Origin of the sequence: Staphylococcus sp. FSL W8-0304, assembly GCF_038006565.1 — a bacterium.
In the GTDB taxonomy this organism is placed as follows: domain Bacteria; phylum Bacillota; class Bacilli; order Staphylococcales; family Staphylococcaceae; genus Staphylococcus; species Staphylococcus epidermidis.
The window spans coordinates 1,475,695-1,492,242 of record NZ_JBBOVL010000001.1 but is presented as its reverse complement, the minus strand read 5'-3'; the positions used below and the strand labels follow the sequence as shown (position 1 = coordinate 1,492,242).

At 30.0% G+C, this 16,548-nt stretch carries 16 protein-coding genes; 10 read left to right on the top strand and 6 right to left on the bottom strand.

Annotated features, from left to right (window positions below):
- From trpC to NST35_RS06940, 9 genes are all read left to right on the top strand, one after another.
- The gene (trpC, locus tag NST35_RS06980) at positions 1 to 789 is read left to right on the top strand and encodes an indole-3-glycerol phosphate synthase TrpC (protein WP_001831115.1); all 789 of its coding nucleotides are present in this window, start codon (positions 1 to 3) and stop codon (positions 787 to 789) included.
- Complete coding sequence (locus NST35_RS06975; protein WP_340747284.1) at positions 779 to 1,402, top strand: phosphoribosylanthranilate isomerase; 624 nt, start codon at positions 779 to 781, stop codon at positions 1,400 to 1,402. The genes trpC and NST35_RS06975 overlap by 11 nt, the downstream gene beginning before the upstream one ends.
- A gap of 3 nt (positions 1,403 to 1,405) precedes the next feature.
- Positions 1,406 to 2,614 carry a tryptophan synthase subunit beta gene (gene trpB / locus NST35_RS06970; protein WP_001831324.1) on the top strand — a complete coding sequence of 403 codons (1,209 nt, stop codon included), beginning with the start codon at positions 1,406 to 1,408 and terminating at the stop codon, positions 2,612 to 2,614.
- Positions 2,607 to 3,338, top strand: a complete 732-nt coding sequence (trpA, locus tag NST35_RS06965; RefSeq protein ID WP_002456200.1) for a tryptophan synthase subunit alpha — start codon at positions 2,607 to 2,609, stop codon at positions 3,336 to 3,338. The genes trpB and trpA overlap by 8 nt, the downstream gene beginning before the upstream one ends.
- 190 nt (positions 3,339 to 3,528) lie before the next feature.
- Complete coding sequence (locus tag NST35_RS06960; protein WP_002486098.1) at positions 3,529 to 4,188, top strand: type 1 glutamine amidotransferase domain-containing protein; 660 nt, start codon at positions 3,529 to 3,531, stop codon at positions 4,186 to 4,188.
- A 272-nt stretch (positions 4,189 to 4,460) separates the two neighbouring features.
- Positions 4,461 to 5,714 carry an aminoacyltransferase gene (locus NST35_RS06955; RefSeq protein ID WP_001830979.1) on the top strand — a complete coding sequence of 418 codons (1,254 nt, stop codon included), beginning with the start codon at positions 4,461 to 4,463 and terminating at the stop codon, positions 5,712 to 5,714.
- 25 nt (positions 5,715 to 5,739) lie between these two features.
- Positions 5,740 to 6,993, top strand: coding sequence for an aminoacyltransferase (locus NST35_RS06950; RefSeq protein ID WP_002439665.1), 1,254 nt, complete (start codon positions 5,740 to 5,742; stop codon positions 6,991 to 6,993).
- Positions 6,994 to 8,013: 1,020 nt separating this feature from the next.
- Complete coding sequence (locus NST35_RS06945; protein ID WP_002457481.1) at positions 8,014 to 8,778, top strand: HAD-IIB family hydrolase; 765 nt, start codon at positions 8,014 to 8,016, stop codon at positions 8,776 to 8,778.
- Between the two features lie 64 nt (positions 8,779 to 8,842).
- Entirely contained in the window at positions 8,843 to 9,853 is a 1,011-nt protein-coding gene (locus NST35_RS06940; protein ID WP_002457480.1) for a siderophore ABC transporter substrate-binding protein, read from the top strand.
- A gap of 96 nt (positions 9,854 to 9,949) precedes the next feature.
- Here NST35_RS06940 and NST35_RS06935 read toward each other — a convergent pair whose 3' ends face one another.
- From NST35_RS06935 to NST35_RS06915, 5 genes are all read right to left on the bottom strand, one after another.
- The gene (locus NST35_RS06935) at positions 9,950 to 10,645 is read right to left on the bottom strand and encodes an ABC transporter ATP-binding protein (protein ID WP_002457479.1); all 696 of its coding nucleotides are present in this window, start codon (positions 10,643 to 10,645) and stop codon (positions 9,950 to 9,952) included.
- Positions 10,646 to 10,647: 2 nt separating this feature from the next.
- Positions 10,648 to 11,424, bottom strand: coding sequence for an ATP-binding cassette domain-containing protein (locus tag NST35_RS06930; protein ID WP_002457478.1), 777 nt, complete (start codon positions 11,422 to 11,424; stop codon positions 10,648 to 10,650).
- Positions 11,387 to 12,241, bottom strand: coding sequence for a nickel transporter permease (gene nikC / locus NST35_RS06925; protein ID WP_002446394.1), 855 nt, complete (start codon positions 12,239 to 12,241; stop codon positions 11,387 to 11,389). Before nikC ends, NST35_RS06930 begins: the two co-directional genes overlap by 38 nt.
- A complete protein-coding gene (gene nikB, locus NST35_RS06920; protein WP_002446395.1) occupies positions 12,231 to 13,232 on the bottom strand; it encodes a nickel ABC transporter permease in 1,002 nt (333 codons plus the stop codon). Before nikB ends, nikC begins: the two co-directional genes overlap by 11 nt.
- A 178-nt stretch (positions 13,233 to 13,410) precedes the next feature.
- Positions 13,411 to 13,749: a hypothetical protein gene (locus NST35_RS06915; protein ID WP_002446396.1), complete on the bottom strand. Its 339-nt coding sequence runs from the start codon at positions 13,747 to 13,749 to the stop codon at positions 13,411 to 13,413.
- Between the two features lie 247 nt (positions 13,750 to 13,996).
- Here NST35_RS06915 and pepF point away from each other — a divergent pair, with 247 nt between their 5' ends.
- The gene (pepF, locus tag NST35_RS06910) at positions 13,997 to 15,808 is read left to right on the top strand and encodes an oligoendopeptidase F (protein ID WP_340747283.1); all 1,812 of its coding nucleotides are present in this window, start codon (positions 13,997 to 13,999) and stop codon (positions 15,806 to 15,808) included.
- A gap of 92 nt (positions 15,809 to 15,900) precedes the next feature.
- Here the strand turns inward: pepF and phoU are convergent, their stop codons facing one another.
- Positions 15,901 to 16,548 carry a phosphate signaling complex protein PhoU gene (gene phoU, locus NST35_RS06905; RefSeq protein ID WP_002446398.1) on the bottom strand — a complete coding sequence of 216 codons (648 nt, stop codon included), beginning with the start codon at positions 16,546 to 16,548 and terminating at the stop codon, positions 15,901 to 15,903.

Below are 16,548 nucleotides of genomic sequence, written 5' to 3'. Positions count from 1 at the left end.
ATGACTATTTTAAATGAAATTATTGAGTATAAAAAAACTTTGCTTGAGCGTAAATACTATGATAAAAAACTTGAAATTTTACAAGATAACGGAAATGTTAAGAGGAGAAAGCTGATTGATTCACTTAACTATGATAGAACATTATCAGTTATTGCTGAAATAAAATCGAAAAGCCCATCTGTACCTCAATTACCGCAACGTGATCTTGTTCAACAAGTTAAAGATTATCAAAAATATGGTGCTAATGCTATTTCAATATTAACTGATGAAAAATACTTTGGCGGTAGTTTTGAACGATTAAATCAGTTATCAAAGATAACATCGTTACCAGTTTTATGTAAAGATTTTATTATTGATAAAATTCAAATAGATGTTGCAAAACGAGCTGGTGCATCTATTATTTTATTAATAGTAAATATTTTAAGTGATGACCAATTAAAAGAATTGTATTCATATGCAACAAACCATAATTTAGAAGCTCTAGTAGAAGTTCATACAATTAGAGAACTTGAACGTGCACACCAAATTAACCCTAAAATTATTGGTGTTAATAATCGTGATTTAAAACGATTTGAAACCGATGTTCTACATACAAATAAATTACTTAAGTTTAAAAAGTCTAATTGCTGCTACATTTCAGAGAGTGGCATTCATACAAAAGAAGATGTTGAGAAAATAGTAGATTCAAGTATTGACGGTTTACTTGTAGGGGAGGCATTAATGAAAACAAATGACTTAAGTCAGTTTTTGCCTAGTTTAAAGTTAAAGAAGAATCTCTATGATAGTTAAATTTTGTGGTTTTAAAACCGAAAGTGATATTAAGAAAATTAAAAAATTAGAAGTTGATGCAGTAGGGTTTATACATTATCCCGATAGTAAGAGACATGTCTCACTGAAACAATTAAAATATTTGGCTAAAATAGTGCCAGATCATATAGAGAAAGTAGTGGTCGTAGTAAATCCTCAAATGTCCACCATAAAGAGAATAATTAATCAAACTGATATTAACACAATCCAATTACATGGAAATGAAAGCATTCAATTAATTAGAAATATTAAGAAACTTAATTCAAAAATAAGAATCATAAAAGCAATTCCAGCAACAAGAAAGTTAAATAATAACATTCAAAAGTATAAAGATGAGATAGACATGTTTATTATAGATACACCATCAATCACATACGGAGGGACAGGTCAAAGTTTTGACTGGAAATTATTAAAAAAAATAAAGGGCGTTGATTTTCTCATTGCGGGTGGTTTGGATTTTGAAAAGATAAAACGATTAGAAATATATTCATTTGGACAATGTGGTTATGACATCTCAACTGGCATTGAGTCACATAATGAAAAAGATTTTAATAAGATGACTCGAATATTAAAATTTTTGAAAGGAGACGAATGATTAATGAAAATTCAAACAGAAGTAGATGAATTGGGCTTTTTCGGTGAATATGGTGGCCAATATGTACCTGAAACATTGATGCCAGCTATTATTGAACTTAAAAAAGCATATGAGGACGCGAAATCAGATACTCACTTCAAGAAAGAATTTAATTATTATTTAAGTGAATATGTTGGTAGAGAAACGCCTTTAACATTTGCTGAATCATACACAAAATTGTTAGGTGGTGCCAAAATATATCTTAAAAGAGAAGACTTAAATCACACTGGTGCTCATAAAATTAATAACGCGATAGGACAGGCACTATTAGCTAAAAGGATGGGGAAAACTAAATTAGTAGCCGAAACAGGTGCTGGTCAACATGGTGTAGCAAGTGCCACCATCGCTGCTTTATTCGATATGGATCTTATTGTTTTCATGGGAAGTGAAGATATCAAACGTCAACAACTTAACGTATTTAGAATGGAATTGCTAGGAGCTAAAGTAGTGTCTGTGTCAGATGGGCAAGGAACACTATCAGATGCTGTAAATAAAGCTTTGCAATATTGGGTGAATCATGTCGAGGATACACATTATTTATTAGGCTCAGCGTTGGGACCTGATCCGTTTCCAACTATGGTCAGAGATTTTCAGAGTGTGATTGGTAATGAAATTAAAAGCCAAATTTTAAGTAAAGAAGGACGACTTCCAGATGCGTTAGTCGCGTGTGTTGGTGGAGGATCCAATTCAATAGGTACGTTCTATCCATTTATACAAGATGATGTTAAATTATATGGGGTAGAAGCTGCGGGAAAAGGAAGTCATACGCATAATCATGCTTTAGCTATAGGGAAAGGTAAACCAGGTGTATTACATGGTTCCAAAATGTACCTTATTCAAAATGATGATGGACAAATTGAATTGGCACACTCTATATCAGCGGGACTAGATTATCCAGGTATTGGACCTGAACATTCGTATTATAATGATATTGGTCGTGTATCATATGTAAGTGCTACAGATAATGAAGCTATGGAAGCACTTATAACATTCTCAAAAGTTGAAGGTATCATTCCAGCAATTGAAAGTGCACATGCATTGAGTTATGTTGAAAAATTAGCGCCAAATATGGATGAAAAAGAAATTATTGTTGTGACTATTTCAGGTCGTGGAGATAAAGATATGGAAACAATTAAACAATACAAAGAAAACGGTGGTGAACAAAATGAGTAAATTATTCATTCCGTATATTATGGGTGATTTAAATTTTATTCATCATTTAAAAACATTAACTGAGAATGGAGCAGACATTGTTGAAATTGGTGTGCCATTTTCTGATCCTGTTGCAGATGGACCTATAATCATGAAAGCAGGGCGCAACGCTATTGACGAGGGTTCAAACATTAAATTCATTTTTGATGAATTAATAAAAAATAAAAATACTATTTCATCTAAGTATGTATTAATGACTTATTATAATATTCTAAGTGCTTATGGAGAAGAATTATTTTTGGATAAGTGTGATGAAGCTGGTGTTTATGGTTTAATTATTCCAGATTTACCTTACGAACTTACAAAAAAGTTTAAAAAAGATTTTTATCATCATTCTGTTAAAATAATATCGTTAATTGCCATGACCGCAAGTGATGCTAGGATTATGCAAATTGCAAAGAACTCAGAAGGATTTATTTACACGGTAACAATGAATGCCACAACAGGTAACAGTGGGGAGTTCCATCCAGATTTAAAGAGAAAAATTGAATATATAAAAAAAGTTTCAAAAATTCCTGTGGTTGCTGGATTTGGTATCAAAAATCCTGAACATGTTAAAGATATAGCGTCCGTTGCAGATGGTATTGTAATTGGTAGTGAAATTGTAAAACGTATTGAAATAGATTCAAGAAAAGAATTTATCACTTATATCAAATCAATAAGAACCACGTTGAATTCTTTATAAAAATTAATATTAAGTTAAATCAAAGTTAAGAAAATAGATGAAAAATATACATATCAAAAACAATGATTACTCTATGAATTAACTACTATACTAATAGTAACTTCAAAAAATTAAATGATCACTATTGAATAACCTACTACTAATGTGGGTAAATAATAATCACAATTAATTTGAAGAGGTGTATATATTCATGAGTAAAAAAGTTTTATTTGTTTTAACAAGTACAAGTCAATTTACAGACGGTACAGAAACTGGATTATGGTTAGAAGAAGCTGGAGCACCATATAATATATTGACTGAAGAAGGTATCAATGTTGATGTTATTTCTATTAAAGGTGGAAAAGTAAATCTTGATCCTAATTCTGTTTCTAATGAATCACTGAATCAGTATGCTAAATTCGTGTCACACTTAAACGATACACCTAGTATCGAAAATGTAAATGCAGATGAGTATGACGCTATTTATCTACCAGGTGGACATGGTACTGTATACGATTTTGCCAATAATGAGAAATTAGCTGATATTTTACTTCAATTTAAAAATAGTAATAAAATAATCTCTTCAGTATGTCATGGACCTAGTGTGTTTGTAGGTGTAAAAGATGCAAATAATCACTATCTAGTAGATGGTGTCAAAATAACTTCATTTACTGATAGTGAAGAAAAAGCAATGGGATTTGAAAATAAAGTACCATTTTTAACTCAATCTAAATTAGAAGAGCAAGGTGCAAATTTTGTAGTGAAAGATGACTTTACATCTCACGTAGAAAAAGACGGTCAATTTATCACTGGACAAAATCCCCAATCAAGTGAAGACATTGGTAAAGCACTTGCAAATGAATTAAAATAATAGTAAATAATTAGTGATATGGGCGACATTAGTGTTTAGCCCATATTATTTTATACATAAACAGAATAAACGAGATTTAACTTTTAATTTTATATAAAAGTTTTGCAGGATAATATTTTAGTTTTCACTACAACTATTGTATACTTGTTTAGATTAGAAATATAAATAGTATTAAATGAACCGAATGTTAAATATAAAAGGTGAAGTAAAACGACCTATTTTTCTAAAAATAAAAAGAAATAGATATAAAGATATAAATGGGAGTTATGAAGATGAAGTTTACGAATTTGACAGCTAAAGAATTTAGTGACTTTACTGATCGTATGACATATAGTCATTTTACACAAATGGAAGGTAATTACGAATTAAAGGTTGCTGAAGGTACCGAGTCACATTTAGTTGGAATTAAAAATAATGATAACGAAGTGATTGCAGCTTGTTTATTAACAGCTGTTCCTGTAATGAAAATATTTAAATATTTTTATTCCAATCGCGGTCCAGTAATAGATTATAATAATAAAGAGCTTGTACATTTTTTCTTTAATGAATTGAGTAAATATGTAAAAAAATATAATTGTTTATATTTAAGAGTTGACCCATACCTTCCATATCAATATTTAAATCATGAGGGAGAAATAACTGGAAATGCAGGTCATGATTGGATTTTTGATGAATTAGAGAGTTTAGGATATAAACACGAAGGATTCCACAAAGGATTTGATCCTGTATTACAAATCCGATATCATTCTGTTCTAAATTTAGCAAACAAAAGTGCTAATGATGTTTTAAAAAACATGGATGGTTTAAGAAAGCGTAATACTAAAAAAGTTAAGAAAAATGGAGTTAAAGTCCGCTTTTTATCTGAAGAAGAGTTACCTATATTTAGGTCATTTATGGAGGATACCTCTGAAACTAAAGATTTTGCAGATAGAGAAGATAGTTTTTATTACAACAGATTCAAACATTATAAAGACCGTGTTTTAGTACCACTAGCCTATATTAACTTTGATGAGTATATAGAGGAACTAAATAATGAAAGAAATGTGCTTAATAAAGATTATAATAAAGCTTTAAAAGACATTGAGAAACGTCCAGAGAATAAAAAAGCACATAACAAAAAGGAAAATTTAGAACAACAACTCGATGCAAATCAGCAAAAAATTAATGAAGCTAAAAACTTAAAACAAGAACATGGCAATGAATTACCCATCTCTGCTGGCTTCTTTATAATTAATCCGTTTGAAGTAGTTTACTACGCTGGTGGAACTTCAAATCGTTATCGCCATTTTGCAGGGAGCTATGCGGTTCAATGGAAGATGATTAACTATGCAATTGAACATGGTATTAATCGGTATAATTTCTATGGTATTAGTGGTGACTTTAGTGAAGATGCTGAAGATGCTGGCGTAGTTAAGTTTAAAAAGGGCTATGATGCCGATGTTATAGAATACGTTGGTGACTTTATTAAACCTATTAATAAACCAATGTATAACATTTATAGAACACTTAAAAAACTAAAGAAATAGATTTTAAGAAGGGAATTATCTAATTATGAAATTTACAGAGTTAACAGTTAAAGAATTTGAAAACTTTGTACAAAATCCATCATTAGAAAGTCATTATTTCCAAGTGAAGGAAAATATTGCTACACGTGAATCAGATGGGTTTCAAGTAGTGTTATTAGGTGTAAAAGACGACGACAATAGAGTGATAGCAGCTAGCCTGTTTTCTAAAATCCCTACAATGGGCAGTTATGTGTATTATTCCAATAGAGGCCCTGTAATGGACTATTCAGATTTAGGTTTAGTGGATTTTTATTTAAAAGAGCTTGATAAATATTTACATCAACATCAATGCTTATATGTAAAATTAGATCCTTACTGGTTGTATCAAGTTTATGATAAAGATATTAATCCTTTAACAGAAAAAAATGATGCTTTAGTAAATCTATTTAAATCACATGGTTATGATCATCACGGATTTACAACCCAATATGATTCTTCCAGCCAAGTTAGATGGATGGGGGTATTAGATTTAGAAGGCAAAACCCCTGCATCTCTAAGGAAAGAGTTTGATAGTCAAAGAAAACGAAATATTAATAAAGCGATAAACTACGGTGTGAAAGTTAGATTTCTTAGTAAGGATGAATTTGATTTATTCTTAGACTTATACCGAGAGACTGAAGCTAGAACTGGATTTGCTTCTAAAACTGACGATTATTTCTATAACTTTATAGAGCATTATGGCGATAAAGTATTAGTTCCTTTAGCTTACATAGATTTAAATGAATATATACAACATTTGCAAGAATCACTAAATGATAAAGAAAATCGACGTGATGATATGATGGCAAAAGAAAATAAAACAGATAAACAGTTAAAGAAAATAGCTGAGTTAGATAAACAAATTGATCACGATAAAAAAGAATTGCTTCAAGCTAGTGAATTACGTCAAACAGATGGCGAAATTTTAAATTTAGCTTCAGGAGTATACTTTGCTAATGCATATGAAGTGAACTATTTCTCTGGAGGGTCTTCAGAAAAATATAATCAATATATGGGACCATATGCAATGCATTGGCACATGATTAATTATTGTTTTGATAACGGTTATGATAGATATAATTTCTATGGCTTATCAGGTGATTTTACTGAAAACAGTGAAGACTATGGTGTTTATCGCTTTAAGAGAGGTTTTAATGTTAGGATTGAGGAATTAATCGGTGATTTCTATAAACCAATCAATAAAGTGAAATATTGGTTATTCAATACATTAGATCGCATACGTAATAAATTGAAAAAGTAAAAATAAATGATACAAGTATATGACGAGCAGATTGAGATATCCAATCTGCTCGTTTAGCTTTAGAGAAGGATTGTGTACTCTAAAGCACTCGGCGTAGGATGTTTGAGTCTAGGATGAAAATTCATGTTGCTCCCTACATATTTAATCATAGCATATTATGAAAACTATACAATAATGCTCGCCAATATATTTTTTATATACGAATTATAATTTTGTAATACTAAAATGCTTTAAATGTAATTCTTTTAGTGCGGTGAGAAGATTATAAAAACATTATGTAAACTAAAGGTATATTTATACTGCGATTTAATAATAATACTTATAATTCTCTTATATTAAATTTTGTAGTTGTGTATTTGGGTGTTGTAACAAAAGATTTTTGATGATTTATCTAAATATAAAAATGAATATTCATGATAATAGCAATTACATTGCTAAGTTGTTGTAACGTATAATATTTATCATGATACTACTTACTAGCATTTAAACATGATAAATAAATACGTAATGCAATTATGTAATACGTAATTAATTATTACTGATGCTAATTAAAGGAACGTTCTTGTAAATACAAAGAATTAAATATTTAAGTCTTTAATGAATAAAGAACTCTTGATCAATACATAACTTTTGATACGTGTATATACTTCCAAATAAAAAATATATAGTATATGTAACAACATAAATGAAGCATATGTTCATCTATATGGCTAAGTATCTTAATTCTTTATTTTAGTTTACATAATATATATTATAGGAAGTTATGTGTACCATCATAAAAGCCCTTCACTCAATTTACTGGTATATCTAAATGGCATCTATATTTATTATCTATAAAGTTTACTCTTATTTGCTTTTTTAGTTGAGATTATTATAGCAATCTATACTTGTTAATTTATAGAGACTAACAAGTTGGAATGCCAAGTTTCAAGTTTATACAATTTAAATCAAAATATTTAAATTTGAGATCATACTCATATGCTATAATTAAATCATTCTAAATTTTTGGAGTGACTAATAATGAATTTTATTTTTGATATTGATGGTACGATTTGTTTTGATGGATGTTCTATTGATCCATCTATTAAGCAAAGACTTTTCAAGCTACGTCAAGCTAATCACAATGTAATATTTGCTTCAGCACGTCCCATTAGAGACTTGCTTCCAGTCATTCCTGAATTTGCGGATGATACCTTGATTGGTGGTAATGGCTCAATTATATCTAAAAATGGACAAATCGAAATTGTTTCGGTAATCAATGAGCATGATATTAGTCTAATTAAAAAGCTTATAAAGGAATATCAATTATCATACATCATTGATGATAAATTTAATTATGCTTCAAATTTGGATACTAATAATGAACTGTATCAACGTATTGATCCTGATGGTAAAGCACAATCTCTAGATATGGATGAGATTCGAAATCCTATAAAAGCAATTCTATTAAATATAGATAACAAAGATTTTGACATGATTGCTCATCAATTAGTAAATCAGTCTCATGGTATTGAATTAATTCGTCATTACAGTGAGTCCTATATTGATGTAACGTCACGTGGCGTTGATAAGTATACTACTATTCAATATGTTTTAGGAACTAATAGTGATTATATCGCTTTTGGTAATGATCACAATGATGTTCATATGCTTGAACATGCTAGTCAAGGTTATTTTGTGACTAATCAATTTATAGAACACACATCATTTTTTAAAAATCAAAATATTACAGTTATTGATGACACAATACATGCAATATGTGAAGTTTTAGATAAATATTTATAACTAACAATCTTCTTATCGAAAATGATTATCAATATCAATTATAATCATTGATAGGAGGATTACTATGAAAAAATTATTAACATTAATATCTATTATTCTTTATGCAATAGTATTAACAGCATGCGGAAATGATAAATCAGGTAATAGTTATGATTCAAAAAAAACAATGATTATTAAAAATACATATGAATTTAAGGACAAGAATAATACACATCATCGTGGTGAAACGAAAACTGACACTGTTAAGGTGCCTTATAATCCCCATCGTGTAGCAGTTCTTGATTATGGTGCACTAGATGTAATGAGACAATTAGGATTACAAAATAAGATTGTTTCAATTGCAAAAGGTCAAGGAAATGCATTCTTACCTTCCTCTTTAGCTGAATTTAAAGATGATAAATATTCTAATTTAGGTAATCCAGGTCGACCAAATTTTGATCAATTAGCTAAATCTAAACCTGAGCTTATTCTAGCATCTTTTAGACAGGCCCATACTAAGACAATTGACGAAATGAAAAAAGCGGCACCTAATGCTAAAATTCTATTCGTAAGTCCAGACCATGATCATTATTTAAGTTCAATTAAATCTCGTACATCAACGATTGGTAAAATATTCAATAAAGAGAATGAAGCCAATGATTTAAATAAAAAATTAGAACAACAAGTAACTGAAACTAAGAAAAGTATTAATCATGACTCAGTATTATTCCTAGTTGTTGATGATAAAGGTATAAAAGCATTTAGTTCAAATGGTCGCTTTGGAGGATTTTTAAACAAAGATTTGGGCATTAAACATGTTGATAAAAACATGAAAGATAATTCAGCTGGAAATAATATTAATTATGAATATCTTAACAAAGTTAACCCTGATAAAATATTTGTAATAGATCGAACGAAGAATGGCACTGATAATAAGAAACCAAGCATCTTACAAAATAAAGTTATTGAAAATGTAAAAGCTATAAAAAATCATCAAGTTTATCAATTTGAATCCAATGCATGGTACTTTGGTGAAGGTGGCAATCAATTAACGATTGAACAACTAAAGAGAATTAAAGATGCATTCCAAAAGTAAAATGATTATATAGCGGTAAAATTTACTCCGAAGAATAACTAATAAACCCCAAATGTTAGATTTTGATTCCAACTTTTGGGGTTTATTAGTTATTCATTATTCATACGTTTGAATTAATAGTTTTGTATATGGATGTCTTTGATGGCTAAATAAATCTTTACTTTTAAATTCATCTACTATTTGACCGTCTTTGATAACTATTATCCTATTCGTTAACCTTTGTAAAACAGATAAATCATGCGAGATGACGATTAATGTTTTATTTTGAATGTTTTTTTCGTTAAGTAAAATATTGATTACATTTTGTTCGGCCATGACGTCTAAGTTCGAAGTTATTTCATCACAAACCAATATATCTGGTTGTGCTAAGAGAGAACGTATAATATTTAATCTTTGTAGTTGTCCACCACTTACCTCTTGAGGAAACTTTGTTAAAAGATCTGTAGACAAATTAAATTCAATTAAATAGTTAAGAATGATATTTTTGATATTTTGTGGTTTTAATTGTCGATAAAATAAAAGTGGCTCTCTCAATGACTGTTCAATCGTGAATTGACGATCAAAACTTTCTGTCGCATGCTGAAAAATAGGAAGAACCTTAGAAGAATCGATAATTATTTTACCTTTTGTTGGCTTTAGTTGACCTAATATTAAAGAACCAATAGTACTTTTTCCAGCACCGCTTTCCCCTAAAACCCCTATTTTTTCACCACGTTGAATACTTATATTAATATTTTTTAAAACAGGCTGTTTTCGATGATATGAATAATCTACATGATCAAATTGAATCATAATTAGATGTTGTCCTCCTTTTGCAGCTTGCTTCTATAGTTTAATAATTGTTCTGTATACCGATGAAGATGTTGGTGATTAAATAATTTGCCTATTTCTCCAGATTCAATCATCATGCCATTTTTCATTACATTAAAATAATCAGCATATTTGAGAACATGATTCATGTTATGAGTGATGAGTAACACTGTATTATGATGATCTTTAACAATATGTTGAAGGAGTTGCATTATTTGATGACCGTTCACTACATCTAAAGATGCAACTGGTTCATCTGCAATAATTAATTCTGGATCTAACATTAAAACGCTAGCAATATTGACTCGCTCTAATTGTCCTCCTGAAAGTTGGAAACTATATTTTTTAATGATTGATTCATCATTTAAGTTAACCCAAGTTAAAGCTTTTTTTATCTTTTTCAATGCATTATCTTTGGAAACATTAAAATGATAACGATAAATAGCTATAAGTTGTTTATCTAACCGAGTATATTCATTAAAACTTTGAGCATAATTTTGAGAGATATAGCCGATATGTTTACCTAAAAGTTGCTTGATACCAGAAGTATTTTGACCTTGCATTTTAAATTCATCGAAACTCATATGTAACTGAGTAGGTAAATGATTTAATATTGCTTTAACAGTCAAACTTTTTCCAGCACCACTTTCACCTATAATGACATTTAGAGATTGATGATATATATTTAAGTCGACATTTTTAATAATTGCTTGCTCTTCTTTATCACTGATGTTTAGATTTTTTATTGTTAAAAGTTTCAACTTTTACACCTCTTTGTTCTAATAAACGATCTCTTACTGCATCACCAGTTAAATTAAATATCAATATTGTACATGATATCAAAGATGCTGGAGCGATAATCATGATAGGATGTGAAGTAATAAATTCACGCCCTGCTTGTAACATTGCCCCCCACTCTGGAGATGGTGGTTGTGCACCTAAACCTAAAAATGATAATGAACTAATGTATAAAATGATTTTTCCAAAATCAACTATCATAATAACAAATATCGATGGTAAAACTTTTGGTAATAAGTGTTTAAATAAGATATTCAAAGTTGAGACATTAAAATATTGTGCCATCTGTATATACGATTGATTCATTTCGGTATTGACAATCCCTCTTGTCACACGAGTATAATTCATCCATTTTATGATTGTAATAGCTATTACTAAATTCCAAAGACTAGGATGAAAAAAACTTGCTAAGGCAATCATAATAACGAATTCTGGTATGCTTAATCCTATATCAATAATTCGCATGATAATCGTATCAACCCAACCTTTTTTATAGCCTGCAAGTAACCCTAAAGGTACTCCAACCACAACAGTGAACAGTAAAGTAAGTAGTGTAACAAACAATGTTGCACGAGAGCCCACGACTAAACGACTGAATAAATCACGTCCGTAATCATCTGTGCCAAGTAAATGATTCATACTTATAGGTTCAAATGAGTTTGACAAATGTACCTGATACGCAGCTTTATCATTGACTATAAATTGCAATACAATAAGACATATAATATAGACCGTAAAAATGAAAAATATAGTGTTTTTCTTTGACAATTTAAACTTCATCGTTACGACCTTCTTTTTTATGTGAATTTAACCATTTAAACTTTAATGTTTCTTTTTGAGTAATAGTATAACGTTGTTTAGGATCGATGAGTAATGAAAGTAAATCTGCAATTGTGTTTATAATCACAACAAAGAAACCAATAAATAATACACAACCTTGAATGACAGGATAATCTCTCGACTTTATACTATCAACTAAAAAATAGCCTAACCCAGGAATATCAAATAAATTTTCAATGACTACTGTTCCACCTATCAAACTCCCAATGGATAATCCTAATAGAGGTATGATTGGTAGTATCGTAGGTTTAAGGATATCTTGAAAAAGTATATATCTTTCGGGCATACCTCTGAGACGAGACGATTCAACTATAGGTGTTTGATATTGTTCTAATAAAGTAGAACGAATAAATCGAATATAATAAGCACACATTCCAATACTCATGGTAATTATTGGTAAAATATATGAAGCGAAACGCCCCTCATCTGACGTTGGTAAAACATTCAACTTCAAACTAAATATATATAATAAAATAAGACCGATAAAAAATGATGGTAGGCTTACGGATAATGATGTCATAACACGGATTATCCTATCCCAAATTTTATGATAGTAAATCGCTGCTATAATCCCTAATGGTATAGAAATAACTAACGACATTATAAGCGTACCAAAAGTAATTATAAGTGTAGGACCAAGATAATTTGCTATTTCTCTGATGACAGGCTCATTTGTTTGATAACTTGTTCCTAAATCAAAATGAAACAATTGATTTAACCAGTGCAACCATTGAATAAAAATAGAATCATTTAAGCCAAGCTTATTCTTTGTTGTTTCTATTTGCTCATGAGATACATGTGAAATATCAAGATGTAATATTTTGTCTACAGGATTACCTGGAGAGAGTTTCATTAATATAAATGTGATTGTAGTTAATATAAATAGTACGACAATCATTTGTGAAAGTTTATAAATTATCATTTTAAACATATGTTAGCATCCTTTCACTTTCAACGAATGGGAAAAATATTAAATAATAAATTTCATTAAATTGTTTTCATCAACATCTATTATAGTATGACTTTTTTTAATTAATAATAAAAGAGATAAAAAAAGAAATAAAAAACAACTTTGCTTAAGATAAGATGATAGCAAAGTTGAAAAGTTGTTATTTATGATGACGACGAAGTGACTCTTCATCATCATATTTGCGAATCTCTTTTTCCAATTTTATTTTTCTACGATTTTTTCTCCAATTTCTAGAGAAATACCAAATAAGAAAGCTTATAATTAAGCTCATTATGCCTAAAAATCCTGCATATCCAAGCAGTGGTTGATACGAAATGCTTTGAAAATTTGGTATAAAAAAGGCAAGTACTGCTAAAACTACAAAAGTAATGATTGCAGATTGAAACCATTTATTTAATACAAGTGTGTAAAATACAGTTAATAAAATCATACCAAGAATGGTAATCCACAAATAGTTTGGCATATCAAATATTGTCATTGCACGTGCTCCTATAAGTAAAGTTTACTTACTATTATACAACTTATTAATATAATATCATTCAGACTTAAGAAGTAATCATTTTTTAACATTAATTATTTAACAAGATTATGTTAATACTTATAACATGATTATACTAATTATAACATTACTAAATGTTACATAACATCTGTTTAGGCGTCCTTTGTGAGATTGTTATTGAATTTTAGTATAATGTCATTAAATGATTTATAAAGGAGTGTTATAAATGAGTGAAGGTTTACCTTTGAGAGAAGAGGTTCCGGTAAGAGAAACTTGGGATTTGAAAGATTTATTTACAAGTGATCAAGCATTCTATCAAACATTGGAACAAGTAGTACAAATGTCTTTAGATTTTAATCATACATATTATCAAAAACTTAATAACATAGAAACAATAGAAAAGGCATTAGATGAATATGAAAGGATACTTATAGAAATAGATCGTTTATATAATTATCCAGAACTTAGATTAAGCGTTGATACGGCTAATGAAGAAGCACAAAAAGTTAACGCAAAACTTAATACGACTTCTGGAAAACTTGCTAGTTTATTATCTTTTGTTGATTCCGAGATTTTGGAGTTATCTGATGAGATAATAAGTGAATTAAGGTCTCAAACCAAATACCCACATTTTATTAAACAACTTCAAGATCGTAAGCCATATCAATTATCTGCTGATGTTGAAAAAGTATTAGCTACATTAACACCAACATTGAGAAGTCCGTTTGAATTATACGGTACGACAAAAAGTTTGGATATTAATTTTGAATCGTTTGATTATGAGGGTGTTACCTATCCATTGGATTATGCAACTTTTGAAAATGAATACGAAGATCATCCATCTCCTGAATTTAGACGTAAAAGTTTTAGAGCTTTTAGTGATGCATTACGACAATATCAACATACGACGGCCGCAACATATAATATGCAAGTCCAACAAGAAAAGATTGAATCGGATTTACGAGGATATGATTCTGTTATTGATTATCTTCTACAAGATCAAGAAGTAACAAAAGATATGTTCGATAGACAAATTGATGTCATTATGAGTGATTTAGCCCCAGTTATGCAAAAGTATGCAAAGATTATTCAACGTGTACATAACCTGGATAAAATCCGATTTGAGGATTTAAAAATTTCAATAGACCCTAACTTTGAACCAGAAATATCAATTGAAAAATCGAAAAAATACATTTATGGAGCGCTCAATGTACTTGGTGATGATTATGTCAAAATGTTAGAGTCTGCCTATGATTACCGTTGGATTGATTTTGCTCAGAATAAAGGAAAAGATACCGGAGCATATTGTGCAAGTCCATACGCTACACATTCATATGTATTTATTTCATGGACTGGGAAAATGGCTGAAACATTCGTTCTTGCACATGAATTAGGACATGCAGGTCATTTTACATTAGCGCAGAAACATCAAAATTTGTTTGAATCTGAAGCGTCTATGTACTTTGTAGAAGCACCTTCCACAATGAATGAAATGTTGATGGCAAATTATTTATTTAATAGTAGTAATGATCCTCGATTTAAACGTTGGGTTATTGGTTCGATTTTATCTCGAACTTATTATCATAATATGGTTACTCACCTTTTAGAAGCAGCGTATCAACGTGAAGTGTACCGCCGCGTCGACAATGGAGAATCATTAACTGCCCCACTTCTAAATGAAATAATGTCGAACACATATAAATCATTTTTCGGTGACACTGTTGAAATGACTGATGGGGTTGAATTAACATGGATGAGACAACCACATTACTATATGGGATTGTACTCATATACTTACTCTGCTGGATTGACAATAGGTACAGTTGTATCACAATGTATCAAGAATGAAGGTCAACCGGCTGTTGATCGTTGGTTAAAAACACTACAAGCTGGTGGTAGTCAATCTCCAATTGAATTGGCGCAAATAGCTGGCGTCGATATTACGACTGACGCCCCTTTAAAAGAGACAATTAACTATATTTCAAATTTAGTAGATGAATTAGAAGTATTAACATATCAAATAGAAGAAAATTCATAAAGGTTAAAGCAAAATATCAAACCCCACCTGAAACTGTGGCATAGAATTCAGGTGGGGTTGCTCATTATAGAAATACAATAGGATTTGATAATTTAATCAAAAGTTTCAAAATGTTGACCTGTTAAATAATAATAAACACTTTCAGCAATATTGCTTATATGATCACCTATTCGTTCTAAGTGTCTAGCCGCTAAGTGTGCTTGACCAGCTACGAATGGGTCATTATCGATTAAGTAACTGGTATTGACGATGTTAACATATAAATCATCAATATCTTCATCTCTTTCAATGACTTCTTTTATCAGTGGTAAATCTTTGTTTCTAATAGCGTTATTCAAATCTTCTAACATGAGCATCGCTAATTTACCCATGGTTTTTAAACGTGTAAACACATAGTTATCATTTATTTTAACTCTTAAACGTATATGAGCAATACTAGCGGCATTATCTCCCATTCGTTCAAAATCTGTAGAGATTTTGAGTGCTGCCATCATCATACGTAAATCTGTGGCAATAGGTTGTTGTCTAGTAATTAGCATGATTACCTTCTCGTTAATTTCATGATCTAAATGGTTAATTTCCTTGTCTTTCTCAATGGTTTGTCTTGCGAATGATTTCTTTTCTTCCCCTAAAGACACTAGTGCATTGTTAATATTAAAATATACACGAAGACCAAGACGCCGTAAATCTTTAATTAATCCATCTAACTGACCTTCATATTTTTGTCTAATAATTGCCAT